The organism is Microbacterium sp. Leaf179 (assembly GCF_001423785.1).
Classification (GTDB): Bacteria; Actinomycetota; Actinomycetes; order Actinomycetales; family Microbacteriaceae; genus Microbacterium.
Genome location: NZ_LMPH01000001.1, coordinates 639,935 through 663,542, shown reverse-complemented (window position 1 = coordinate 663,542; position 23,608 = coordinate 639,935). Strand labels below are relative to the sequence as shown.

Annotated in this window: 20 protein-coding genes and 1 pseudogene; 6 read left to right on the top strand and 15 right to left on the bottom strand. The window is 69.1% G+C overall.

What is annotated here, in order from left to right:
- Positions 1-5: 5 nt before the first annotated feature.
- From ASF96_RS03080 to ASF96_RS03065, 4 genes are all read right to left on the bottom strand, one after another.
- A complete protein-coding gene (locus ASF96_RS03080; protein WP_055833435.1) occupies positions 6-869 on the bottom strand; it encodes a ketose-bisphosphate aldolase in 864 nt (287 codons plus the stop codon).
- Between the two features lie 33 nt (positions 870-902).
- Entirely contained in the window at positions 903-1,775 is an 873-nt protein-coding gene (locus ASF96_RS03075) for a carbohydrate ABC transporter permease (RefSeq protein WP_199858689.1), read from the bottom strand.
- A gap of 1 nt (position 1,776) precedes the next feature.
- Positions 1,777-2,706: a carbohydrate ABC transporter permease gene (locus ASF96_RS03070; RefSeq protein WP_055935870.1), complete on the bottom strand. Its 930-nt coding sequence runs from the start codon at positions 2,704-2,706 to the stop codon at positions 1,777-1,779.
- Positions 2,707-2,779: 73 nt separating this feature from the next.
- On the bottom strand, positions 2,780-4,072 hold the full coding sequence (locus tag ASF96_RS03065) for an ABC transporter substrate-binding protein (RefSeq protein WP_055935867.1): 1,293 nt from the start codon (positions 4,070-4,072) through the stop codon (positions 2,780-2,782).
- A 233-nt stretch (positions 4,073-4,305) separates the two neighbouring features.
- Between ASF96_RS03065 and ASF96_RS03060 the strand changes: the two genes are divergently transcribed.
- Positions 4,306-5,112 carry a DeoR/GlpR family DNA-binding transcription regulator gene (locus ASF96_RS03060; protein WP_055833427.1) on the top strand — a complete coding sequence of 269 codons (807 nt, stop codon included), beginning with the start codon at positions 4,306-4,308 and terminating at the stop codon, positions 5,110-5,112.
- A gap of 34 nt (positions 5,113-5,146) precedes the next feature.
- Here the strand turns inward: ASF96_RS03060 and ASF96_RS03055 are convergent, their stop codons facing one another.
- The 4 genes from ASF96_RS03055 to ASF96_RS03040 form a co-directional block, all read right to left on the bottom strand.
- On the bottom strand, positions 5,147-6,247 hold the full coding sequence (locus ASF96_RS03055) for a PQQ-dependent sugar dehydrogenase (RefSeq protein WP_055935863.1): 1,101 nt from the start codon (positions 6,245-6,247) through the stop codon (positions 5,147-5,149).
- Entirely contained in the window at positions 6,244-7,266 is a 1,023-nt protein-coding gene (locus ASF96_RS03050) for a zinc-dependent alcohol dehydrogenase family protein (RefSeq protein WP_055935860.1), read from the bottom strand. Before ASF96_RS03050 ends, ASF96_RS03055 begins: the two co-directional genes overlap by 4 nt.
- A 126-nt stretch (positions 7,267-7,392) precedes the next feature.
- On the bottom strand, positions 7,393-8,748 hold the full coding sequence (locus tag ASF96_RS03045; RefSeq protein WP_055935857.1) for an APC family permease: 1,356 nt from the start codon (positions 8,746-8,748) through the stop codon (positions 7,393-7,395).
- Between the two features lie 31 nt (positions 8,749-8,779).
- Positions 8,780-10,354 (bottom strand): amidohydrolase, encoded by a 1,575-nt coding sequence (locus ASF96_RS03040; RefSeq protein WP_055935854.1) that lies wholly within the window; start codon positions 10,352-10,354, stop codon positions 8,780-8,782.
- A gap of 172 nt (positions 10,355-10,526) precedes the next feature.
- Here ASF96_RS03040 and ASF96_RS03035 point away from each other — a divergent pair, with 172 nt between their 5' ends.
- Positions 10,527-11,156 carry a TetR/AcrR family transcriptional regulator gene (locus ASF96_RS03035; protein WP_055935851.1) on the top strand — a complete coding sequence of 210 codons (630 nt, stop codon included), beginning with the start codon at positions 10,527-10,529 and terminating at the stop codon, positions 11,154-11,156.
- A gap of 20 nt (positions 11,157-11,176) precedes the next feature.
- On the opposite strand, the gene ASF96_RS03030 is transcribed toward ASF96_RS03035, so the two are convergent.
- The 3 genes from ASF96_RS03030 to ASF96_RS03020 form a co-directional block, all read right to left on the bottom strand.
- Positions 11,177-11,980 carry a DUF1206 domain-containing protein gene (locus ASF96_RS03030; RefSeq protein ID WP_055935848.1) on the bottom strand — a complete coding sequence of 268 codons (804 nt, stop codon included), beginning with the start codon at positions 11,978-11,980 and terminating at the stop codon, positions 11,177-11,179.
- A 16-nt stretch (positions 11,981-11,996) separates the two neighbouring features.
- On the bottom strand, positions 11,997-12,674 hold the full coding sequence (locus ASF96_RS03025; protein ID WP_055935845.1) for a phosphatase PAP2 family protein: 678 nt from the start codon (positions 12,672-12,674) through the stop codon (positions 11,997-11,999).
- A 65-nt stretch (positions 12,675-12,739) separates the two neighbouring features.
- Positions 12,740-13,450, bottom strand: coding sequence for a TetR/AcrR family transcriptional regulator (locus tag ASF96_RS03020; RefSeq protein ID WP_268768482.1), 711 nt, complete (start codon positions 13,448-13,450; stop codon positions 12,740-12,742).
- Between ASF96_RS03020 and ASF96_RS03015 the strand changes: the two are divergent.
- The 3 genes and pseudogenes from ASF96_RS03015 to ASF96_RS03005 form a co-directional block, all read left to right on the top strand.
- A pseudogene (locus tag ASF96_RS03015) lies at positions 13,449-15,122 on the top strand (amidase); the annotation flags it as partial. The gene ASF96_RS03020 and the pseudogene ASF96_RS03015 sit on opposite strands and share 2 nt — an antisense overlap.
- A gap of 364 nt (positions 15,123-15,486) precedes the next feature.
- Positions 15,487-18,363, top strand: a complete 2,877-nt coding sequence (locus ASF96_RS03010) for an aminotransferase (RefSeq protein ID WP_055935839.1) — start codon at positions 15,487-15,489, stop codon at positions 18,361-18,363.
- A 52-nt stretch (positions 18,364-18,415) separates the two neighbouring features.
- The gene (locus tag ASF96_RS03005; protein ID WP_055935836.1) at positions 18,416-19,444 is read left to right on the top strand and encodes an agmatine deiminase family protein; all 1,029 of its coding nucleotides are present in this window, start codon (positions 18,416-18,418) and stop codon (positions 19,442-19,444) included.
- A 327-nt stretch (positions 19,445-19,771) separates the two neighbouring features.
- Here ASF96_RS03005 and ASF96_RS16700 read toward each other — a convergent pair whose 3' ends face one another.
- The 4 genes from ASF96_RS16700 to ASF96_RS02985 form a co-directional block, all read right to left on the bottom strand.
- Positions 19,772-20,407, bottom strand: a complete 636-nt coding sequence (locus ASF96_RS16700) for a hypothetical protein (protein ID WP_156458692.1) — start codon at positions 20,405-20,407, stop codon at positions 19,772-19,774.
- Positions 20,400-20,972, bottom strand: a complete 573-nt coding sequence (locus ASF96_RS16355; protein ID WP_082509251.1) for a Panacea domain-containing protein — start codon at positions 20,970-20,972, stop codon at positions 20,400-20,402. The genes ASF96_RS16700 and ASF96_RS16355 overlap by 8 nt, the downstream gene beginning before the upstream one ends.
- A 218-nt stretch (positions 20,973-21,190) precedes the next feature.
- Complete coding sequence (locus ASF96_RS02990) at positions 21,191-21,385, bottom strand: DUF1508 domain-containing protein (protein ID WP_055935829.1); 195 nt, start codon at positions 21,383-21,385, stop codon at positions 21,191-21,193.
- Between the two features lie 617 nt (positions 21,386-22,002).
- Positions 22,003-22,242 carry a helix-turn-helix domain-containing protein gene (locus ASF96_RS02985; RefSeq protein WP_055935826.1) on the bottom strand — a complete coding sequence of 80 codons (240 nt, stop codon included), beginning with the start codon at positions 22,240-22,242 and terminating at the stop codon, positions 22,003-22,005.
- 899 nt (positions 22,243-23,141) lie between these two features.
- On the opposite strand from ASF96_RS02985, the gene ASF96_RS02975 reads away from it, so the two are divergent.
- The gene (locus ASF96_RS02975) at positions 23,142-23,576 is read left to right on the top strand and encodes a hypothetical protein (RefSeq protein WP_055935819.1); all 435 of its coding nucleotides are present in this window, start codon (positions 23,142-23,144) and stop codon (positions 23,574-23,576) included.
- Positions 23,577-23,608: the final 32 nt, after the last annotated feature.

The window sequence follows — 23,608 nt, the reverse complement described above, 5'->3', positions numbered from 1 at the left end:
TCCGATCAGTACAGGTCGGCCTTGCCGGCGGCGCCGAACAGGTCGATCTTCTCCGCCGCGGTGATCTTCATCGCGGCGATGGGCTCGGGCTGGATCGCGTTGGGCTCGCGCAGGCGCCGGTCGGTGCCGAGGATCTCGCGCATGCGGTCGTGGTAGGCCACCTTGATGTCACTGGAGATGTTGATCTTGTTCACGCCCAGCTCGACCGCACGGCGAAGCTCCGCATCCGGGTTGCTCGAGCCGCCGTGCAGCACGAGGGGAATGCCGACCGCGGCCTTGATCTGCTCGAGCAGGTCGTGACGCAGTTCGGGGCTCTTCTCGGCCGGGTACAGACCATGGGAGGTGCCGATCGCGATCGCGAGGCTGTCGACACCGGTCTGCTCGACGAAGCGCACCGCGTCGTCGACGTTGGTGTAGATGATCTCGGCGGCGCCGGATTCTCCGTAGCTGTCGTTCGCGCCGATGGTGCCGAGCTCGCCCTCGACCTGCACGCCCACGGCGTGCGCGGCCTCGACGACCTTGCGGGTGAGGGCGACGTTCTGCTCGAAGGGCTCGAGCGAGGCGTCGATCATCACCGAGGTGAAGCCCGACTGGATCGCGACGATCATCTGCTCGTAGGTTCCGCCGTGGTCCCAGTGGATGGCGACGGGCACGCTCGAGCGGTGCGCGCGGGAGCGCATCGCGGCGATCAGGTCGGTCGTGATGTGCGAGACCTCGTCGGGGTGGATGGCGATGATGACCGGAGCGGACTTCTCTTCGCTGATGTCCATGATCCCGGTGAACATCGACCAGTCGCTGATGTTGAAGGCCGGGATGGCGAAGCTGTGGGCATTCGCCACGTCGAGGATGGACTTGCCGGTGTAGAGCACGGAGATTCTCCTTGTTGGGTGGGGTCGGGTGGCTTAGCTCTTCACCGAGCCGGCCGTCAGGCCGCTGATGAAGAAGCGCTGGAAGAACAGGAAGAGCAGCAGCACGGGGATCGAGCCGAGGATGCTCATCGCCATGATCTGGTTCCACTCGTACGAGTGCTGTCCCATGAGCAACTGGATGCCGATCGGCACCGTGCGCATGTCGATGGTGCGCGTGAGGGTCAGCGCGAAGAGGAACTCGTTCCACGCGATCATGAACGTGTAGATGCCCACCGAGACGATCCCGGGGATCGAGATGGGTACGAGCACGCGCCAGAGAGCGGTGAAGGATCCGGCCCCGTCGACGCGGACGGCCTCGTCGAGCTCCTTCGGCAGGGTGTTGAAGTACCCGGTCATCATGATGATCGCGTAGGGCAGCGTGAACACCATGTAGGTGAAGATGAGGCCCGGGTAGGTGTTGTACAGCCCCAGTCCCACCATGAGCCCGAAGTACGGGATGAGCAGGGTGATGGGCGGCACGGCCTGGACGCTGACGATGATGACGTTGACGATGCGCTTGCCGCGGAACTCGAAGCGGCTGAAGGCGTACGCGGCCTGGATCGCCACCAGGAGCGTGAGGATCGTCACGGCTCCCGCGACGACGTAGCTGTTGATGAAGAAGCGCACCGTCTCGGGGTTGGTGAAGATCGAGATGTACGCGTCGAACGAGAACGTCTCGGTGATCAGGCGCGGCGGGAGCTCGAAGATCTGCGTGTTCGACTTGAACGAACTCGACAGCATCCACAGCACCGGCCCCGCGGCGAAGACCGCACCGAGGAGGAGGCCGATGAACACGCCGGTCTGGGCGAACCGGCGGCGTGCGACGGTGCTCATGACGCGCGGGCGCGCGGGGGTGGTCAGGGCCATGTCAGTCCCTCGCCTTCTGCTGGCGGACGTAGAGCACCGCGATGATCATCGACATCGCCAGGACCAGCACCGCCGAGGTGGAGGCCATCGAGAAGTCGTACTTCGCGAATGCGAGCTTGTAGGTGTAGGTGCTGAGCATCTCGGTGACGTCGATCGGACCGCCGCCCGTGGTCAGCCAGATGAGGGCGAACTGCTGCGACGTCCAGATCAGGTCGAGCAGCACGAGGCTGACGATGATGGGGCGCAGCTGCGGGATGGTGACGTTCCAGAACCGCTGCGCGGGGCTGGCACCGTCGACGGTCGCCGCCTCGTACAGGTCGCTCGGAATCCCCTGGAGTCCCGCGAGCAGGCTCACCATGAAGAAGGGGTAGCCGGCCCAGATGTTGATGAAGGTCACCGTGCCGAGCGCGAGCGACGGAGAGGCGAGCCACTCGATGTCGGTGTTCAGCAGGAAGTTCACGATGCCGTTCGGCGAGAGCAGCATGCGCCAGAGCACGGCGATGACGGCGACGGTGAACAGCCACGGCAGCACGTACAGGCCGCGGAAGATCGCCCGGGGGATCGCGCCGATGAGCCGGCTGTTCAGCAGCATCGCGAACGAGAGTCCGAGCACGAGGTGTGCGGCGACGCTGGTGAGGGTGAAGAAGAGGGTGTTGCCGGTCGCCTTCCAGAAGCCCGGGTCGGTGAGGATCGCGACGTAGTTGTCGACGCCCACGACCTCGGGACTCTTGTTCAGGATGACGTTGTCTTGGAACGAGTAGCCGATCACCATGACGATCGGGACGATCATCAGGACGAACAGCAGGATCAGGGTCGGCGACAGGAACGCGTAGGCCTCGCCGGCCTTGCGGAGTTGGCGGGTGCGGCGCGAGAGCGGTCGTCCGGTGACGATCACCTCGGTGTCGGGGGGTGTGAGGGTGCGCATGGTCATGATGTGCGGCTTTCGCTGAGCGGGATGCCGCACCGTGCGTGGGGGCGGTGCGGCATCCCGGTTCGGGGTCGGATCAGAACTCCGACGTCCATTCGTCCTGCGTCTTCTTCAGCGCGTCGCTCATCGACTGCTGACCGTCCAGAGCCGACTGGAACTGGGTGCCGAACTGGCGCATGAGTTCCTCGGCGACGGGGAGGCCCGTGAACTCATTGGCGGGGTAGCCGGCCTTGTAGATGTCGAAGGCCGTCTTGAACAGCGCGTCGTCTTCGACGAAGGTCGGCACGCTCTCGGTGTTGCCGGGGAAGGCCTTGGCCATCGTCGACAGCTCGCTGTTGACGTCGGTGCCCATCAGGAACTGCACGAGCTTGAACGCGGCGTCCTTGTGCTCGGAGTTCTCGGCGACGCCGATCCCCCACGAGGCGTAGGGGATGCCCCGCTCACCGGTGAAGCCGTCTTCGGCGGGGATCGCCGAGATCGAGAAGGTCAGGTCGGGGTTGGACTCGCGGATGAGGTTGATGTGCGCGAGCGAGTCGATCATCATGCCGACGCGTCCGTTGGTGAACTCCTCGACCTTGTCCTGCTCCTTCATCGTGAAAGAGCCGGGGGCGATGACCCCGTCCTTCCACAGCTGCTGGATGTAGTCGGTGGCCGAGGTGACGTCGGCGTTGGTGAGGTCGGGCTGCCCGTCCTTCAGCATCGAGCCGCCCGAGGCCCAGGCCCACGACATGACGTCGTTCTGCACGCCGTTGGGGGCTTCGAGCGAGAGCGGAAGCACCCACCCCGAGACGTCGCCGCCGAGCGCCGAGATCTTCTTGGCCGCGTCGGCGAACTCGGAGCGCGTCGACGGCGGTGCGCTGACACCCGCCTCCGCGAGGATGCCGTCGTTCGTGAACATCGGGTACACGAAGTTCACGACGGGGATCATGTACGTGCTGCCGTCGACCTGGATCTGGCTGGCCAGCTGGCTGTCGTCGTAGCCCGAGTCGCCCATGAGCTTCGTCAGGTCGGCGATGACGCCCTGCTTGGCGAAGTCGCTCACCCACGCGCCGTCAAGGCCGACGACGTCAGGCATGGTGCCGGAGGCGGCTCCGGCGAAGAGCTGCTCCTTGGTCGACGCGTAAGGTCCGCTGACCAGGTCGACCTTGATGCCCGGGTTCTCCTGCTCGAACTGGTCCATGAGGCCACGGAACTGGCCGTCTCCCAGCTCGGGCTCCCACCACTGGGCGAATTCGATCGTGACGTCTCCGTCTGCCGAGGTGGCGGCGCCGTTCGACGAGCACCCCGCCATGGCCAGGAGGGTCGAGGCCGCTGCTGCGACACCGACGAGCTTGATGGCGTTCCGACGCCGGCGCCCGCTGTTGTCCATCGTTTCTCCTCATTGAGATTTGCTGTATTTAGCGCTGTTGTGCGCGTTATTGCTGCTTTCAGCACGAGTATGCGCTCACCTGCGGGGTCGGTCAAGCGTTCGATGCAGATTCGTGACAATTGCCGCATCGAACTGCGCGACAAGCAGCAAAAAACGCGTCTTTACTGCGTTTCCATGCCGTTTTCACACAACGAGTGCCGATTCGGTTGCCGCTCTGTGCTAGAGATGACGGCATGGACGCAGCCACAGCCACGACGAAGAGGCGACTGCCCGCGGGACGCAAAGCCGAGCTGGCCGCCTACGTCGCCGAGTCGGGTCAGGTCACGGTCGTCGACCTCGCCTCGCATTTCGGCGTCTCGATCGACACGGTGCGCCGCGACCTCGATCAGCTCGACCGCGAGGGCATCGTCGTCCGCACGCACGGCGGCGCCGTCAGCGCCATGTCGGTTCCCGGCCGCGATCGGGGCCTCGATGTGCGCCTGCAGATGCAGATCTCCGAGAAGGAACGCATCGCCACGCTGGCCGCCGACCTCATCGAAGACGGCTCGGTGCTGGTGCTCAACGCCGGCACCACCACGCTCGCCGTCGCCCGCGCCCTGCGCAACCATCGCAACCTGACGATCGCGACGAACAACCTGCGCATCCCCGCCGAGATCTCCCCCAGCGTCTTCCGCGACCTCTTCCTCTTCGGCGGAGCGGTGCGCACCATCACGCAGGCGACGACGGGGCCGGTGACCCTCGCGATGAACTCGCACACCCCCGAGGTCGAGATCCGCTGCGACTACGCGCTCATCGCGGTGGGCGCGGTCGACGCCTCGGGCTTCTCGACCAGCAACCTCGGCGACGCCACGATGATGAGCGAGATGATCCAGCGCGCCGATCGCACGGCGATCCTCGCCGACTCCTCCAAGCTCGACCGGCGCCTGTTCGCCCAGGTCGCCCCGCTCGAGAAGGCCGACTACCTCATCACCGACGCTCCGCCCTCTCCCGACCTCGCCGCAGCGTTGGCCGACGCGGGGGTCACGGTGCTGACGCCGTAGGGCGCGCTCCGACTCCGGTGACCGGACGAGCCGCTCAGCCCGCCGTCAGCGGCACCCGCAGCACGGCGTCGTCGCCGCCCCCGCCGCGGTCGGTGTTGCTCGTGACGATCCAGAGCGATCCGTCGGGAGCGAGCACCGCGTCGCGCAGGCGACCGAACTCCCCGACGAAGAACTCCCGTGCGCTCGTGGGGTCGGCGGTGGGGACCACCCGCAGGCGCTGGCCCCGCAGGTTCGCGATGAGCACCGAGCCGTCGACGACCGCGAGACCGCTGGGGCTGGCATCCACCGGCGCCCACTGCTGCACGGGATCGACGAACCGGTCGTCGCCGCCGGTGCCCTCCACCTCGGGCCAGCCGTAGTTCGCGCCGGGCTCGATGACGTTGAGCTCGTCCCAGGTGTTCTGGCCGAACTCCGACGAGAACAGCGTGCCCTCGGCATCCCACCCGAGGCCCTGCGGGTTGCGGTGCCCCATGCTCCACACCGGCGAGCCCACGAGGGGGTTGTCGGCGGGCACGTCACCCTCGGGGGTCACGCGCAGGATCTTGCCGCCGAGCGACTCCGGGTCCTGCGCCGCGTCGGGATCGCCGGCATCGCCCGCGGTGACGTAGAGCATGCCGTCGGGACCGAAGGCGAGGCGGCCTCCGTTGTGGGTGTTCGCGGAGGGGATGCCGTCCACCACCGTCTGAGCGGCCCCGAGGGCGAAGGATCCGGCCGAGCCCTCGAGCGCGAAGCGTGAGACGCGGTTGCCGTCGGGGGTGGTCACGAAGGCGTAGAGCATGCCGTCGGCGTGGGCGATGCCGAGCAGCCCGCCCTCGCCGCGCGCCGCGAGGTCGGGCACCTCCCCCACCACGCGGGTGTCGTCGCCCACGATCTCGAGGATCTCGCCGGTGTCGCGCTGGCTGACGAGGGCGGTGTCCCCGACGAAGGCCACCGACCAGGGGGTGGTGAATCCGGATGCCACGACCTCGGGCTCCCCGTCGGGGACGACGAACCCGGGGGTTCCGGCCGTCGGGGTCGACGCGGGCGTCGCCGCGGGGGACGCGGTCCTCTCCCCCGTGCAGCCGGCGAGCGCGATCAGTGCGAGAGCGAGGCCCGCCGCCGCCCCCGCGCGACGTCCCCGCGTCGCGGTCGTCATGGGATCGTCAGCAGCACTTTGGTGGCGCGGCGCTCGTCCATGGCCTTGTACCCCTCGGCTGCTTCCTCGAGCGGAAGGGTCAGGTCGAAGACGGCGCCGGGATCGATCTCGCGGTCCCAGATGAGCTGGATGAGCTCGGGGAGGAACCGCCGCACGGGAGCGGGACCGCCGTGCAGGTGCACGGCCGAGCGGAACAGCTCCTGCCCCTCGAGGGTCACGTCGTGCGAGACGCCGACGAAGCCGACGTGACCACCCGCGCGCGTGGAGCGCACGGCCTGTTCCATCGACTGCTGCGTGCCCACGGCCTCGATCACCGAGTGCGCGCCGAGACCGCCGGTGAGCTCCTTCACGCGGGCGATGCCCTCGTCTCCCCGCTCCTCGACGATGTCGGTCGCGCCGAACCGCCGGGCGAGCTCCTGCCGATCGGCATGCCGCGACATCGCGATGATGCGCTCGGCGCCGAGCTGCTTCGCGGCCAGGATGCCGAGCAGTCCCACCGCTCCGTCGCCGACGACGGCGACGGTCTTGCCGGGGCCGACCTCGGCCGCCACCGCGGCGAACCAGCCGGTGCCCAGCACGTCGCTCGCGGCCAGGAGCGAGGGGATGAGGTCGTCGTCGGGGTGCCCTGGGGTGGCGACGAGCGTGCCGTCGGCGTGCGGGATGCGCGCGAACTCGGCCTGGGTGCCCACGCGCCCCATCGGCACGACGTGAACGCAGCGCGACTGGTAGCCCGCCTGGCAGATCTCGCACGTGTTGTCGGAGGCCATGAACGACCCGACGACGAAGTCGCCGACCGCGACGTTCTTCACGTCGGAGCCGATCTCGGTGACGACGCCGACGTACTCGTGGCCCATGGGCGTGGCATCCACGTCGTCGGATCCGCGGTACGGCCAGAGGTCGGAGCCGCAGATGCAGGAGGCGGCCAGGCGGATGACGGCGTCCGTCGGTTCTTCGATGACCGGGTCGGCGCGGTCCTCGACGCGCACATCTCCGGCGGCGTGCATGATGACTCCCCGCATGGCGGTTCCTCTCGATCGGAAGGTTCGACTTCCGGAATACCCGCCGCACCTGGAAACGGCCCGGGGGTTGCGCCCCCACGGCGAAGCGCCCGACCCCGGCGAGGGGCGGGCGCTTCGTCGTGGGCGTCAGGCGACGATGCGCTCGGGCGCCGGTGCCTCGTCGTCGAATTCGACCTCGGGCGGGCGGCGGCGGAACCCACGGGTCAGCACCGCGAGCCACACGATTCCCACGCCGATCCAGACCAGGCCCACCGTCAACGCCAGAGCCGACAGGCTGAACCACAGCCAGGCGGTCAGCGCGAAGCCGAGCGCCGGCAGAACGCCGAAGCGGAGGATCGCGGCACCGCCGCGGCGACGCTCGTCGATGAGGAAGTGCTTGATGACCGACAGGTTCACGAGCGAGAACGCCGCGAGGGCACCGAAGCTGATGAGCGAGGCCACCGTGTTGAGGTCGGCCACCAGCGCCGCCAGCGAGACCACGCCGACGAAGAGCGCGGCGCCGACGGGGGTCTGGTACCGCGGACTCAGACGGGCGAAGAACGCGGGCAGCACTCCGTCGCGTCCCATCGCGAACAGGATGCGCGCGACGCTCGCCTGCGAGGCGAGGGCGGCGGCGATGCAGCCGGCGATGTAGGCGATGAGGAAGAAGACCTCGAGCCAGCGACCGGCGGCGACCTCCATGATCTGGTTGGCGGCGGCATCCGGGTTCTCGAGGTCGGCGACGCGGGGGATGACGAGCGTCGACACGTACGCGATGACCGTGAAGATGAGCCCGCCGATGATCGTGGTGAGGATGATCGCGCGGGGAACGGTGCGCTCGGGGTCGCGGGCCTCTTCCGACAGCGTCGAGATGGCATCGAATCCGAGGAACGACAGCGCGAGCATCGCGGCTCCGGCGAGCAGGCCGGGGAAGGTGAGGCCGGCGTCGTACAGGGGCTGCAGCAGCGAGACGCCGGGGTTCTGGGCGACGTGCAGCACCGCGCAGACGACGAAGACCGCGGCGAACACCAGCTGCAGACCCACCAGGACCAGGTTGGCGTTGCGCACCACGGTGATGCCGACGACGTTCAGCCCCGTGATCAGCACGACACCGGCGAGGGCGAACACCCACGGCGGGATGCCGGGGAGCTGCGCGTTCAGGTAGATGCCCATGAGCACGTAGTTGATGAGCGGCAGCAGCAGGTAGTCGATCATCAACGACCAGCCGGTGAGGAACCCGACGTGGCCGCCGAAGGCTCGGCGGGCGTACGTGTACGCGCTGCCCGCGCGGGGGAAGGCCTTCACGAGGGCGGCGTAGCTGAAGGCGGTGAAGAGCATGGCGATGAGGGTCACCAGGTAGGCAGTCGGCACGTGACCGCCGGTGGTGACGGCAACGAGGCCGTAGGTCGTGAACACGGTGAGGGGCACCATGTACGCCAGACCGAAGATGACGAGGGAGGGGACCCCCATGACTCGCCGCAGCGAGGTGTCGGATGAGGACATGCGATTTCCTGTTCGAGTCGGAAAGAGCGGTTCAGAAGGTGCGGACGCCACGGCGCCAGGTGCCCCGGATACGGGCATCGGCGATGCGGTCGGCGGGACCGCGACGGATGTCGCGGTCGAGCCAGACGAGGTCGGCGGTCATTCCGGAGCGCAGAGCCCCCCGGTGGTCCTGATCGCCGGCCTGGAAGGCGACGCCGCTCGTGGCGGCATCGAGGGCGTCGTCCACGGTGAGACGTTCGTCGGGTTGCCATCCACCGGTGGGCGCCCCGTCGGGGTCCTGGCGGGTGACGGCGGTGCGGATCCCGGCGAGCACGTCGGGAGAGGTGACGGGCCAGTCGCTGCCGAAGCTCAGTCGAGCCCCCGCGGCCTGCGCCGCGCGCATGCGGTACTGCCGCTCGCGGCCGGGCCCGAGGCGCGGCAGGGTCAGGTCGGTCATGACCGCGTCGGCCATCGCCCACTGCGGTTGGAAGCAGAAGGTGACCTCGAGGTCAGCCAGCCGGGGAAGATCGGCGGGGTCGACGACCTGGGCGTGGGCGATGGTCAGTCGGCGGCCGCGGCGGAGGCTGTCGGCGATCCCCTCGGCCGCGTCGATCGCCGCGCGCACGGCGGCATCGCCGATGGCGTGCAGGTGCACGTCGAAGCCGGCCGCATCGCACGCGGCGACCGCGTCGCGCAGGTGCTCGGGCTGCCAGTTCGGCAGGCCGCGCGTCTCGGCGTCGTGGTAGCACTCCAGCAGGTGGGCGGTGTGGTTCTCGATGATGCCGTCGACGAAGAACTTCACCGTGCGGCAGGTGAGTCCGGGTTCGCCGGCGACGGCATCGGCGGTGCGTCGCAGCTCCGCGAGCTGCGCCGGCCACCGCGTGGGTTCGGCGCGCAGGGCGAGGTCGGCGTCGACGCGGAGCCGGCCGCTCCGCGCGGCGGTGACCCACGCGGGCACGTCGTGCGCTTCGGTCCACGCCTCCTGCACCCACGAGATCCCGCGGGCGGCCAGCTGCTCCCCCGCCCAGACCAGCGCCTCGACGTCGGCGGCGACGACGGCGTGGGGCGCGCGATCGAGCACGAGGTCGATCGCCGGTCGCTCGACGAGCGTGCCGAGAGGCGAACCGTCGTCGCGCCGCACGATGCGTCCGAGCGGCGGGTCGGGGGTGTCGGCATCCACTCCGGCTTCGCGAAGCGCCGCCGTGTTGACCCACGCCGTGTGATAGTCCCAGGCGTGCAGCACCACGGGGCGATCCGGCACCGCCTCGTCGAGCCAGCGGGCGTCGAACATGCCCCCGGGCACGATGGTGGCGTCGTAGCTCCCGCCCACGAGCCACGGCGCCTCGGACCGTGGGGCCCATGCTCCGACCCGCGCGACGATCTCGGCGACGCTGGCCGCATCGCGGAGCTCCGGGCCGCGGCGCTCGCGTCCCGCGAGCAGCGGGTGGGCGTGACCGTCGCCGAACGCCGGGAGCAGGAGCCCTCCCTCGAGGTCGACGTGCTCGGCATCGTCGGGCACCGGATGCCAGGACTCGGCGATCGTGCCGTCGACGACGACGAGCCGGTCGACGTCGGGCTGGTGCCCGTCGATGCGCACGGTTCCGCCGCGGAAGACGACGACTGCCATGGAAACCTCCTCGTGACCTGAGCTGAATGAAACATACAGCGTAGGTTTTACGAAATCTACGGCGTCCGGAGCCGCGTCGACGGCGGTTTCGCAGACTCGTCACTCACGCCTTACATGGCCGAAACACGACGGGTCGCGTAGCGTGGACAGACCCCCATCGGAAGGCGTCGACATGCCCCGGCCGTCGCATCCCAAGCTCTCGCGCGAGGCCATCGCGCGCGCCGCCCTCGCGCTCGTCGACCGCGACGGAGCCGACGGGGCGAGCATCCGCAGGGTCGCCGACCGCCTCAAGGTGCACCCGACGTCGCTCTACAACCACGTGCCGAACCTGGCCGCCCTCATCGAAGACGTGCGCGCCCTCGTGTCGTCGCGCATCGACTCGTCGTTCCTGCGGGAGGGCGAGTGGGAAGAGGGCCTCGCGCTCTGGGCGCGCTCCTACCGCGATGCTTTCCGGCGACACCCGCGCACCATCCCGCTGCTCATGTCACACCGGTCGTCGACGCCGTTGCTCATGTCGCAGTACGAGGACTTCGCGGTCGCGGCCGAACGCGTGGGCTGGACGAGCGACGACATCCTGCCCCTGCTGACGGCCTTCGAGTCCTTCATCCTGGGCAGCGTGCTCGACATGTCAGGGCCATCGGTCATGTTCGACCCGACGGGTCAAGAAGACACGGTTCCGCGCTTCGCCGCCGCCTACGCGACGCTCGCCGACCACGATCCGTCCGACCCCGTGGCGACCCGCGCCTTCGAGCGCGGTCTGGCGCTGCTCATCGCCGGCGCCCGACCCCCCTCACGGGGGTGAGGCGCCGGCGGAGCTGACCGTCACATGCGCGCGTAGCGCGCGCGGGCGAAGCAGAACAGGCCGTACACGATCAGCCCCGCGCCCACGAGCCACAGCACGACCTGGCCGAACGGCAGAGCGGCGAGCGAGCGCAGGGCGGCGTCGATCCCGCCCGCGGCGTTCGGGTCGTGCGTGACGGCGGCCACCACGAACAGCACACCCGCCACCCCCACGGCGACGCCCTTGGCGATGTATCCGACCGTGCCGAAGACCCGGATGCCGCGACCGGCGGTCCCCGCGGGGATCGACAGGTTCTTCGTGAAGGCGCGCGTGCACCCGCGCACGACGAACGCGACGCCGACGGCCGCGACCGCCACGCCGACGACGACCAGCAGGGCGACGCCACCCGGCATCGCGAGGACGCGCGCGCTCAGGGTCTGCGACGACTCCGACGAGTCGGAGCTGCCGCCCATCGCCAACGTCACCGCGGTCACCGCGATGGCCACGTACGCGATCGCGGTGCCGACGAACTTCGCGCGATGCGCCCAGCGCTTCTTGGCATCCGGGTCGCGCTCGACGAAGGCCTCGGCGATCTGCCAGACGGCCAGGGCGGCGAGACCGACAGCGATCACCCAGAGCAGGGCGAGACCGGCGGGAGCATCGCGCACCTGCTGCAGGGCGCCGCTCTGGTCGGCGCTGTCACCTCCCCCACCGGTGGCGATGCCGACGGCGATCACGCCGATGAGCAGGTGGAGCAGTCCGAGCACGACGTAGCCGACGCGTGCGGCGGCCTCGAAAGCGCGGGAATCCTGGGCCTTGCCGGCGGCGGCGGATGCGGAGGTCATCCGCGAACGATAACGCTCACTCGCCCGTCGCGACCAGGCGTTGCGCTCGACGCACGCGCCACACCTCGACCAGCGCCCACACCAGGGTCGAGACCGCGATCCCCTCGAGCAGGCCCGCCGTCACGTCGGACAACCAGTGCGCGTGCAGGTACGTGCGGCTCCACATCATCACCACGACCCACACCACCCCCGCCGCCCACACCCAGCCTCGGCGCAGGATCAGGCCGAGGACCACGGCGATGGTGGTCGCCACGGCGGTGTGCCCCGAGGGGAACGAGGTGGCCACGGTCTCGGCCAGCGAATCCGCGGGCCGGGCGCGGGCGATCACGGCGGCGAGCGGCGCACCGATCAGCACGACCAGGGCGATGGAGGACGCGACGGCGAGCGCGTCCCAGGGGCGCCGCCGCAACAGGAAGACGACGGTGGTCGCGACCCCGATGACGATCATGCCGATCGTGCCGCCGACGATCGCGGGGATCCAGGCGACGATGACCGCGACGGGGTTCGCCAGGTCGGCCATCGCGTCGTCCCACCACTGGTCGATCGGCAGCGGCGCCGATCCGCTCAGCTCGACGGCGAAGCGCAGTCCGACGAAGAGCACCGCGGCGACGACACCCACCACGAGGGCGATCGGACGGCGGTGATCGACCCGCGGCCGGTCGGGCAGCAGGGCGGCGTCGGTGGTGGCATCCATCCCGGAATCGTCGCAGGTCCGATGCCGTGACGGCGAGGTCTTGCTCCGGGGCGTCGAACCACTCCTCAGCGCGGACGCGCCGAGGCGATGAGCATGTCGAGCCCCAGCTCGAACGCGCGGGTGGCGACCGGGTCGTCGGGATCTTCGTCGGCGAGCGCGGCGAACGCGGCCGCGAAGCGCGGCACCGTCTCTTCCTGCCCGGTGGGATCGAACACCACGCTCGGACCCGACATGTCGAGCACGCTCCCGAGGATGAACGACTCGAAGACCGTGAGCAGGGGGAGCAGGTCACGCTGCGGCCACCCGACCGCCTCGGCGGCGACGGCGAAGTGCTCGTACCCGGCCAGCAGCACCGGCGCCGACGCGCGCTCGGTCATGAGCAGGGGGATCGCCCGGGCGTGACGGGCGAACGCGCGGCGGTACGACCGAGCCCAGGCGCGCAGGCCCTCTTCCCAGGGGAGGTCGCGCAGCGGCGCGAAGTCGATGTGCTCCGACACCAGCGCCCGCACATCTTCGACCATGGCCGCGCGGTTGGGCACGTGGTTGTACAGCGAGGCGGGGTTCACCCCGAGACGGGCGGCGACCCGGCGCACGCTCGCCCCGTCGGGGCCGTGACGGTCGACGAGCGCGAGCGCCGTGCGCGCGATGAGATCGCGGTTCAGCAGCGGGGTCGTGGGTCGAGCGATGGTGGCCTCCGGGGTTCGTCCCGAGCCTACGCATCGGGGTGTCGGAAAAGCCTGGTTCCCGTAAAACAAACGGTGTATGTTTACCGCCATGACCACCGAGGCCTTCACCGTCGTCGAGGCGGACATCGACCGACTGCACGCCGCCCTCGACGCCGGCGTCGTCACCAGCGTCGAGCTCGTCGCCCGTTACCTCAACCGCATCGGCGCCTACGACCGCTCGGGCATCCGCCTCAACTCCGTCCCCGTGCTCAACCCGCGCGTCTTCGACGAGGCGCGCGCCGCAGACGCCCGCCGCGCCCGTGGCGAGCAGCGCGGTCGCCTCGACGGCATCCCCTTCACCGCGAAGGACAGCTACCGGGTCGAAGGCCTGCCCGTGGCATCCGGATCCCCCGCCTTCCGAAACCTCATCGCCCAAGACGACGCCTTCGCGATCGAACGCCTCCGGGCCGCGGGCGCGGTGTTCCTCGGCCTGACCACCATGCCGCCGATGGCTGCCGGGGGCATGCAGCGCGGCGTCTACGGCCGCGCGGAGTCGCCCTACAACGGCGAGTACCTCACCTCGGCGTTCGGCTCCGGCTCGTCGAACGGCTCGGGCACGGCCACCGCGGCCAGCTTCGCCGCCTTCGGCCTGGGCGAGGAGACGTGGTCCTCGGGGCGCGCGCCGGCCTCGCACAACGCCCTCGTCGCCTACACCCCCTCGCGCGGCGTCATCTCGGTGCGCGGCAACTGGCCGCTCGTGCCCACCATGGACGTCGTCGTGCCGCACACCCGCTCGATGACCGACCTGCGTCACGTCCTGGATGCCGTGATCTCCGACGACGCCGTGACCGAGGGCGACCTGTGGCGCACGCAGCCCTGGATCGCGCTCCCGCGCCCCTCCGAGGTGCGCCCCGCCTCGTTCGCCGAGCTCCAGACCCCGTCACTCGCGGGTCTGCGCTTCGCCGTGCCCCGCATCTACATCAACGGCGACCAGGGCAACGCGATCCCGATCGCCACGCGCGCGAGCGTCATGCGGCTGTGGGAGTCCCTGCGCGCCGACCTCGAAGCCGCCGGCGCCGAGGTCGTCGAGACCGACTTCCCCGTCGTCGACCGTTACGAGAAGCTGCACGACGGGGACGAGGACTTCCTCGACCGCGGGTTCGTCACCCGCGAGTTCCTCGACGACGAGGTCGGGGACCTGGCGGTCTGGGCGATGGACACGTTCCTGCGTCAGAACGGCGACCCCGAGCTGCACCGCCTCGCCGACGCCGACGCCGCACTCATCTTCCCCCCGCCGCCCGGCTCCCTGCACGACCGCTACGGCATCTGGCACTTCGACATCTCGTACGACATCGCCGACTACGTGCAGCGCGCCCGAGAGTGGCAACCCGACTGGCACGACGTCGCGAGCCTCGAGCGGGGCCTCCGGGGCCTCGAGCACACCCGCCGCGTCGACTTCGAGGACTGGCTCGAGGCCGAGGGCTTCGACGCCGTGATCTTCCCCACGCAGTCCGACGTCGGTCCCGCCGACGCCGACGTGAACCCCGCCTCGGCCGACATCGCGTGGCGCAACGGCGTCTGGGTCTCGAACGGCAACCTCGTGCCCCGCCACCTCGGCATCCCGACCGTCACCGTGCCGATGGGCACCATGGCCGACACGGGGATGCCGGTCGGCCTGACGATCGCCGGGCCCGCGTACAGCGACACCCGGCTCGTGCAATTGGGCTCGGCGATCGCCGACCTCGGCGAGCGGCGCACCGCACCGCCGCGCACGCCCGCCCTGCCCGACGAGACCCTGTTCGCCGACCCTAAGCCGGCCGCGCAGGGCGCGCTCTCGCTGCGCATCGACGAGGTCTCGCTCGACGGCACGCGCGTGCGCTTCACCGCGATCGTGAGCGGGGGCCCCGCCGCCGACGTGGTCGCCTACGTCGACGGCATCCGCATCGAGACGAGCCGCGAGGGCGACCGCGTGAGCGGCTCGACCGAGGTGGCCCCCGGCGCCTACGGTGAGGCCGTGAGCGAATGGGTCGCCCCCACCGGTCCGCTCGTCGTCGTCGTCGCCCGCGACTCGGCGGGCGCCGTCGCCGGTGCCGTCGCGACCACCCCGCACGCCTCTCTCTGACATCCCGAGTCTCCGAGGAATCGACATGACCACCGACACGACCGCCGTCTTCGACTACTTCTCGCAGGTCGATCTGCCCACGCCCACGCTGTCCGACGACGAGGTGCGCCGTCTGTTCGCCGACGTCTTCGGCGTCGAGATCGACGTGCACGCCCTCGGCAGCCAGCAGGATCAGAACTTCCGCGTGTTCCCCCGGGGCGAGAGCGATCCGCTGGGCGTGCTGAAGCTCAGCAACCCCGTCTTCAGCGAGGCCGAGATCGACATGCAGGACGCCGCGGCCGCCCTCGTGGCCGAGCGCAGCCCGCACGTGCGCATCCCCCGCATCGTCGAGGGCCCGCGCGGCGTCATGTCCGCCTGGTGGGAGTCGTCGCAGGGCCGCATCCATGCCCGCGTGATCGAGAACATCTCGGGCCGCACCCTGAACGGCTCGGGCTACCTCTCCCCGACCGTCGTCGCGGCGCTGGGCGCGCTCTCGGGCGCCGTGAGCCTCTCGCTCGCCGACTTCACCCACCCCGCCAGCGGCCGGGTGCTGCAGTGGGACCTGCGGCACGCCGGTCGCGTCATCGACACGCTGCTCCCCCTCGAACCCGACACCGAGGTGCGGGGCGTCGTGCAGCGGGCCTCCGACGCCGCCCGTGCGGCGCTGGCCCCGGTGGCCGACGCCCTGCCGGTGCAGGCCGGGCACTTCGACGTCACCGACGACAACGTGCTGCGCGCCGACGGCACGGTCGCGCCCGACGCGGTCATCGACTTCGGCGACGTGTGCACGTCGTGGCGCGTGGGTGAGATCGCGACGACCGTGTCGTCGGTGCTGCACCACGACGGCGCCTCCCCCGAGTCGGCGCTCCCCGCCATCCGCGCGTTCGACGAGCTGCGCGATCTCACCGACGACGAGATCACCGCGCTCTGGCCGCTCGTCATCCTGCGCGGCGCCGTGCTCGTGCTCAGCGGCCGCGCCCAGGTGCGCCTCGACGACGAGAACGCCTACGCCACCGACGGACTCGACCGCGAGTTCCGCATCCTCGTGCAGGCGGCATCGGTCCCCCTCCCGGTGATCACCGCCGCGACGCGCGCCGCCCTCGGTCGCCCCGCGCTCGACGCGCGCGGCTGGACGGGTCGGACCCTGCTGCCCTTCGCCTCACCGCGGGGGGAACTCGACGCCACGACCGAATCGCCCCTGAACGACGCGGGAGCCTGGCTCGATCCGTCGACCCTGGATGCCGCGGCCCTCGACGCCCTCGACACCGGTGCCGCGATGGTCACCGTGCCCGCCGGGCGCGCGCAGCTCACCGGCACCGTCGCCCCCCTGCCGTCGACGACGGCGACCATCCCGACGGGCGTCACGCTCTGGCTCGCCGAGCCGACCCCGCTCGCCCCCGGTGAGATCTCCGTCGACGGCGACGCCGTCACCTGGACCTCGGGCGACGAGACGGTGATCGTCAGCGGCACGCCCGAGGACTCGGCATCCGGAATCCTGCCCGCGCGCACCCGCCTCGTCGTCCGGCGCGCAGCCGACGGTGTCGTGCCGCCCGCGCGCGTCTCGCCCTCGCTCGCCGCGGCTTGGCGGAACGTCGCCGGCGACCCCGGCGAGGCCCTCGGCATCCCCACCGCGATCCCGGCCGACGACGACGTGCTCGCCCGGCGGCACGAGGTGCTCGCCGAGGTGCAGGAGCACTACTACTCCGCTCCCCCGCGCATCGAGCGCGGCTGGCGCGAACACCTCATCGACGTCGACGGCCGCGTGTACCTCGACATGGTGAACAACGTCGCGTCGGTGGGCCACGCCCACCCGCACGTCGTCGAAGCGGGCTCGCGGCAGATGCGCCTGCTCAACACCAACTCGCGCTTCCACTACCGCGCGATCACCGACTACGCCGACCGTCTGGCGGCGACGCTGCCCGACGGATTCGACACGGTGTTCCTCGTCAACTCCGGCTCCGAGGCCACCGACCTCGCCCTCCGCCTCGCGATGGCCGCGACCGGCCGCCCCGACATCGTCGCGATGCGCGAGGCATACCACGGCTGGACCTACGCCAGCGATGCGGTGTCGACCTCGGTCGCCGACAACCCCTTCGCCCTCGACACGCGCCCCGCGTGGGTGCACACCGTCGACGCGGCCAACTCGTACCGCGGCCGCCACCGGGGGACGGATGCCGAGAACTACGCGCCCGAGGCCGTCGCCGTCATCGACGAGCTCGCGGCATCCGGTCGCGCGCCCGCGGGATTCATCGCCGAGACGTACTTCGGCAACGCCGGCGGCGTTGCCCTGCCCGAGGGGTACCTCACCGACGTCTACGCCGCGATCCGTCGCCACGGCGGCCTCGCGATCGCCGACGAGGTGCAGGTGGGGTTCGGCCGCCTGGGCGAGTGGTTCTGGGGCTTCCAGCAGCAGGGCGCCGTGCCCGACATCGTCGCGGTGGCGAAGTCGATCGGCGGCGGGCACCCGCTCGGAGCGGTCATCACGCGCCGCGAGATCGCCGACCGCTACCGCACGCAGGGCTACTTCTTCTCGTCCACGGGCGGCTCCCCCGTCTCGTCGGCGATCGGCCTGGCCGTACTCGACGTCATCGAGAGGGAAGGCCTGCAAGAGAACGCGCGCGTCGTCGGCGCGCACCTCAAGGGCCGTCTCGAAGAACTCGCGCAGGCGCATCCGATCATCGGCACCGTGCACGGCTCGGGGCTGTACCTGGGTGTGGAGTTCGTGCGCGACCGCGAGACCCTCGAGCCCGCTTCGGCCGAAACCGCCGCCATCTGCGATCGCCTGCTCGAGCTCGGCGTCATCATGCAGCCCACCGGCGACTTCCAGAACGTCCTCAAGATCAAGCCGCCGCTGGTCATCACGCGCGCCTCGGTCGACGTCTTCGTCGACGCCCTGGATCGCGTGCTGACCACCGGTTTCTGACCGACCCGTCCGCGCGACTCGTCGACACGACCGACCGAACAAGGAGCACGACATGTGGCGCATGCCCGCAGAATCCGCCCCGCACGAGCGCACGTGGATGGCGTTCCCCCGCGAGGGCATCACCCTCGGCGAGGGCGCCGAGACGTGCGAAGAGGGCTACCGCGCCTGGACCGACGTCGCCCACGCCGTCGCCCAGTTCGAACCGGTGAGCATGGTCGTCGACCCCACCGAGATGGCCCGCGCCCGCCGCATGCTCGACTCGTCGATCGAGATCGTCGAGGCCCCGCTCGACGAGTTCTGGATGCGCGACATCGGACCGACCTTCGTCGTCGACCCCGACCGCCCGGGGGTCCTCGGCGCCGTCGACTGGATCTTCAACGGGTGGGGCGCCCCCGACTGGGCCGAGTGGCAGACCTCGGCCGGCATCGCCCGCGTCGTCGCCGAGCATCTGGGCGCCGAACGGATCGACTCGCTGCTCGTGGCCGAGGGCGGCGGACTGCACGTCGACGGCACCGGCACCGTGCTGCTCACCGAGACCGTGCAGCTCGACCCCCGCCGCAACCCCCACGCCGACCGCGCCCGCGTCGAGGCCGAGATGGCGCGCACGCTCGGTGCGACCGAGGCCATCTGGCTCTCGCGCGGCCTCACCCGCGACTACGACGACCTGGGCACCAACGGCCACGTCGACATCGTCGCCACGTTCGCTTCGCCCGAGCACGTGCTGCTGCACGAGCAGACCGATGCCGCACACCCCGACTTCGAGGTCTCACGCCTCATCCGCGGCGAGCTCGAGACCGCCTTCGCGCGACTCGGGCGCACGGTCGCGATCACCGGAGTGCCCGCGCCGACGACGCTGCGCGACGACCACGGGTGGGTCGACTGGAGCTACATCAACCACCTCGTCACCAACGACGGCGTCGTGCTGTGCGGCTTCGGCGACCAGGCGGCCGACGCACGTGCCGGCGAGATCATGGCCGACGCGTACCCGGGACGGCGGGTGGTCACTGTCGACGCGCGTGCGATCTTCGCCCGCGGCGGCGGCATCCACTGCATCACCCAGCAGCAGCCGCGGGTGGGCTGACCGGGCGGGGATGGGGCGCTGGTCCTGCGCCGAGCTCGACACGTCGCCGGGGTCATCGCGACGTCGCACAGGAATGACGAAGGCCCCGGATCCGTGAGGATTCGGGGCCTTCGTGGTGGCGGTGACGGTGGGATTTGAACCCCCGTGGCGGCGTCGACATTGCGCGAGCGCAGCCGCCATGCCTTTCATTGTGGGCTTACTGGATCACCAAACTTGCAGTTGAACTGGTGTCAATCACACGGTTTGTTGCCATACCGTTGCCACCCACACCTAACCACGCGCCAGTGGTCGGCCGTGCGCGGAATGCAGTTGGGGTCTCGGCGGACCTCAGAGGCCATTCGCGCCTCTCATCGCGCGGAACGCTCTCGCTCGACTATCAGCGATCCAACTCGACACCCAGTCGTGCGGCTTGCGCACCTCGATCAAGCCGGGGAGGCCCGCGTCGAGGAAGAACCGGTCGCGAGTGAGGCAGACCCTCTCATAGAAGACATCCTGATACCCAGCCGCCTTGACCGTTGCGTAAACGCAGCCGTCCTCGTGGCTCAGTGGCGGCGAGCCGTAAGAGATCGATACCGGCCCAACCGATGAACCTCCCGTGTCTCGAAGCAGGTCCACAATCAGATCGTCGACCAACCCCTGAGCGTTCTCTCGAGACCAACCCAATCCGCGGTCGCGCTCGTCGGCAGCGTCCGTTGGCTGGAATGCCTTCACAGCGACTAATCGATCGATGTGATCGCTCGTCCACACTTCGACGGGGCGACCGTCGGGATGCTGGCCGCCTCGAAGCAGTTGCACTGCCCGAACGCTCGCGCCCGCATGCGTTCCTGGAGTGTTCGCCGCCACTGCGGCGAACTTGGCCCATGTGAAGGGCTCGCCCACAAGCGTCGCTACGTCCAGGAGCACATTCGCGTCGAGCACGACGAGGAGGCGCCCCGGGTCGACGTGGGGCTCAGATTCAGGCACTCCTGAGGCGAGTAGACGCCGGCGCGAATAGTGAGGCCAGTTCAGAAGTAGGGGATCCTACGAATTCGCCCTGGCCACGGCCGATCACGGTGGAAGGCGTTGGATTGTTCCTGATTCGAAGCGCTTCTGCCAGATACGCAGTCCATGCGTCGCCCAGCTCTTGATTAGGAATAGCAATGTTCAGAGTGTCACTGCGAAAGTGGCGCTGCCAAGGTCCAACCGTGTGCGTCAGCTTCCATAGATCAGCAGCAGAAAGCGAGCCGGCCACATCCCAGACCTCGGCTATCAGCTGCCCTACGCCCTCGCTCGTCTCGAGAGGAGACGAGGGGCGTTGGATGACCGTATCGCCGTAGCCCTTGTAGAGCCCGTAGAGCGGCTTGATGACGGGTCCGTTCTTCCACGCCTGAACCGGTTCCGCGAACGCAGGCACGTGGTCGGAGTACACCGCCAGACTCTGCGTCAGAGTGACGAGCTTCTGCAGCTGCAAATTGGAGATCGGACGGCATTGACGCAACGCCACATCCACGAAGCTTGCCGCGATCTTCGCTGCCGAGGAATGAGCCACCCGCCATCACCCCCCAATTCCTGTCGTCGCGATAACAGATCAGCCTGTAATTTCTTCGACCATACATGCTCGAAACCCTGATGCCCGGCACCGCCAAAGCTCTCAATTATACTCACGGAAAAGTTGCCTGAGGGCCGCACGTGTGATCGGCCCCGTGGGGGCGCTCGCCACCGCACCGCCGATGGCCCGCACCGCGCTGGAGCTGAGGCCTTCTGGTGTCACGTCTTGTCGTCGTACTGGACGTCGCCGCCTTGCATGGCCTCGTAGATGGCCTTCATCCCGTTGATTGCGGCATCTTTCGACGTGTAGGTCTCGCTGACCGCTAGCGTCTTGCCGTTCCCCGGCGAGATGACGGTGAAGTAGTACGGCTGGGTCGTGCTGTTCGATCGAAGCAGGTGGAACGCGGTAGCCATGACTTGCCCCCCTTGGCATTTGTGGCCAGAGCGTAGCGCGATGGGCCCCTGCCGCAACAGGGTGTTCACCCCGGTAAGAGTGCCCGTGACAAACACAGACGCCCCTTGAGGGAGTCGCGTATCGCTACCCCCTCTGTCGACTAGGAGGTGCTGTCGCGGGTCTCGTGTCGCGTCGACATGACCCACGCAACGACGTCCGACTCGAGATAAACGACTGTTCGGAGCGACGGCTTATGCCATGGCGCGCCGCGACGGTTCTCCCGCAGATCTGCCAGCTTTGCTTTCGTCATGCCGGGCACCATCTCGCACACCATCTCGGGCGAGAGGAACCGATCCCCCGTTATCCACGCTTGGACCACAAAGGCAGGCTACCGAAGGCGTCTAGATCACGGTCTCAACGCGATCTCGGTCTCGCCGAGACGAAGATTGGCTGGCCAACCTCTCGCCGGCAGCGAGGTCCGAGGGTGTCGGCTCAATCGACACCCTCGGACCTCGCCGGGAACGCTTGGGTGCTGTCGTCGCGGCATGAGACGCAAGACATCTCGACCTCATAGAGGTGCTTCTCGATAGCGGCGCGCATGAGGATCACGGCCGCGGTGATGCTGGGCTCGTCCGAGCTAATCGGTGATGCGTCTCGCGCGGCGTGAGCGCTCGGACTGCTCCCACATCTGACGTGGCGCCGTCAGGTGTTCGATCACCTTTGACTCGAAGAACCGCCACTCCCCGCCGACCTTGAACGCCGGGATGGCACCCGACCTGGCCATTCGGTAGATGGTGTCAGGGGACTTCAGCAGCAGCTTGGCGATGTACTCGACGTTCACCATGGTCTCAGTCGGGCCCCCGACGTTGGCTTGCATGCGGCTCACTGTTCCGCCTGGTCTCTTCTTGGTCAAGAGCGCAGTCTGAAACAGCCCCGCCTCACTCATGTTCGTGCAGCGCGCAACCCATCGAAGCGGAGCGCTCGTCCCCGTTCGTTGACGGCCACATCTCGACGGCCCACAACTCGACCTCGGACCGGAGATAGCGGCCCAGTCGGACCGGCATTGGACCAACGCCCGTTTCGGACCATGCGTGGAGCGTGCGTGTATGCACGCCGAGCATGAGGGCGGTTGCGCGGGGGCTCAGGGTCTGTCTCACATCGTCGACCGTACGAATGCCGCCGTCCCGGTTTGACGGTCTGGCGGGCAATCTCACCCGGCCGGCGCTCGCACTTCACCCGGTGTCGGGGGTCTCACATAGCCTGCCCTCTGGCCGGGGAAGGGGACCGGTCTATGGGTTCGACGAAGGTCAGCGACGAGAAGCTGGCGCGCGTGGCGACGTCGGTGAAGCCGATCACGCTCCCGATGCAGGCGTACGGCCCGCAGAAGGTCGAGTGGTTCGAGCGGAAGCACCCCGTGTGGGCGTGGGTGTCCTGGCCCAACCGGGCGGCGGAGCGCATGGAGGCGTGGGCGCTCGGCGCGAACGACCGGGTCGTCATCCTCGAAGTCCCCTGCGACGGTGGGCACTGGTCACCCGTCGTCTGGCGCAACGCCGTCACCGTGAGATCGATTAGCCGGCAATTATTCGCTGGGTGGCTGCGCTGGTCTTGCGGTCACTCGCGATGCCACCAGCCGTGCACGAATGTCGAGAACCTCCAGCCTCACACAGGGGACGCGACCCACACGAGTCATTGCGTAGATAGGGTGGTCGAATGTCGATCGTTGCTGCGGGGAGCTACGTACCGAGCCGCCCTGTTGGCGCGCGAAGCTCGAGTGGCATGTATGACGAAACGGACGAGAACCGCCTGAACTGGGTCCACCATCCCGGGTGCCATGGCGAGATCGGCGCTCTCTTTCGGAACGCGCTCGACCCTGCGTTGTCCTATGAGGAGCATGTCGAGTACTGGGGCCAACTGCGCGATCTGATGCGGTCGGCAATGACCGGGCGTGTTGTGGCAAGGCGAGGGGGAGACGCGACCGTGATTCGCGATCTGATCCTCGAGCTCCGGCCCATCCTGGAAACTCAGCGGGCTCCCTTTGGAAGAAAGATCCGGCAACTACGGTTGTACTACGGTGAGCCCGAGGTCCTCGCGAACGCGTTGCTGGCTCTGCGGCTGGCGACGAAGGCAGCGAGCGACGAAGGTTTTGACGAGCAAGACGAAGACATCGAGATCGCGATCCAGAGGGCTCACGACTGGCAAGCCGGTCGATAGACGTGCTCGCTATCATCAAGTAGGAGATTGGA

What these genes read in the sequence shown, in the direction of transcription:
- ASF96_RS03075 (WP_199858689.1), bottom strand. Translation starts at nt 1,775, where the DNA reads ATGGCCCTGACCACCCCCGCGCGCCCGCGCGTCATGAGCACCGTCGCA.
- ASF96_RS03070 (WP_055935870.1), bottom strand. Translation starts at nt 2,706, where the DNA reads ATGACCATGCGCACCCTCACACCCCCCGACACCGAGGTGATCGTCACC.
- ASF96_RS03065 (WP_055935867.1), bottom strand. Translation starts at nt 4,072, where the DNA reads ATGGACAACAGCGGGCGCCGGCGTCGGAACGCCATCAAGCTCGTCGGT.
- ASF96_RS03060 (WP_055833427.1), top strand. Translation starts at nt 4,306, where the DNA reads ATGGACGCAGCCACAGCCACGACGAAGAGGCGACTGCCCGCGGGACGC.
- ASF96_RS03055 (WP_055935863.1), bottom strand. Translation starts at nt 6,247, where the DNA reads ATGACGACCGCGACGCGGGGACGTCGCGCGGGGGCGGCGGCGGGCCTC.
- ASF96_RS03050 (WP_055935860.1), bottom strand. Translation starts at nt 7,266, where the DNA reads ATGCGGGGAGTCATCATGCACGCCGCCGGAGATGTGCGCGTCGAGGAC.
- ASF96_RS03045 (WP_055935857.1), bottom strand. Translation starts at nt 8,748, where the DNA reads ATGTCCTCATCCGACACCTCGCTGCGGCGAGTCATGGGGGTCCCCTCC.
- ASF96_RS03040 (WP_055935854.1), bottom strand. Translation starts at nt 10,354, where the DNA reads ATGGCAGTCGTCGTCTTCCGCGGCGGAACCGTGCGCATCGACGGGCAC.
- ASF96_RS03035 (WP_055935851.1), top strand. Translation starts at nt 10,527, where the DNA reads ATGCCCCGGCCGTCGCATCCCAAGCTCTCGCGCGAGGCCATCGCGCGC.
- ASF96_RS03030 (WP_055935848.1), bottom strand. Translation starts at nt 11,980, where the DNA reads ATGACCTCCGCATCCGCCGCCGCCGGCAAGGCCCAGGATTCCCGCGCT.
- ASF96_RS03025 (WP_055935845.1), bottom strand. Translation starts at nt 12,674, where the DNA reads ATGGATGCCACCACCGACGCCGCCCTGCTGCCCGACCGGCCGCGGGTC.
- ASF96_RS03020 (WP_268768482.1), bottom strand. Translation starts at nt 13,450, where the DNA reads ATGGCGGTAAACATACACCGTTTGTTTTACGGGAACCAGGCTTTTCCG.
- ASF96_RS03010 (WP_055935839.1), top strand. Translation starts at nt 15,487, where the DNA reads ATGACCACCGACACGACCGCCGTCTTCGACTACTTCTCGCAGGTCGAT.
- ASF96_RS03005 (WP_055935836.1), top strand. Translation starts at nt 18,416, where the DNA reads ATGTGGCGCATGCCCGCAGAATCCGCCCCGCACGAGCGCACGTGGATG.
- ASF96_RS02990 (WP_055935829.1), bottom strand. Translation starts at nt 21,385, where the DNA reads ATGGCTACCGCGTTCCACCTGCTTCGATCGAACAGCACGACCCAGCCG.
- ASF96_RS02985 (WP_055935826.1), bottom strand. Translation starts at nt 22,242, where the DNA reads ATGCAAGCCAACGTCGGGGGCCCGACTGAGACCATGGTGAACGTCGAG.
- ASF96_RS02975 (WP_055935819.1), top strand. Translation starts at nt 23,142, where the DNA reads ATGTATGACGAAACGGACGAGAACCGCCTGAACTGGGTCCACCATCCC.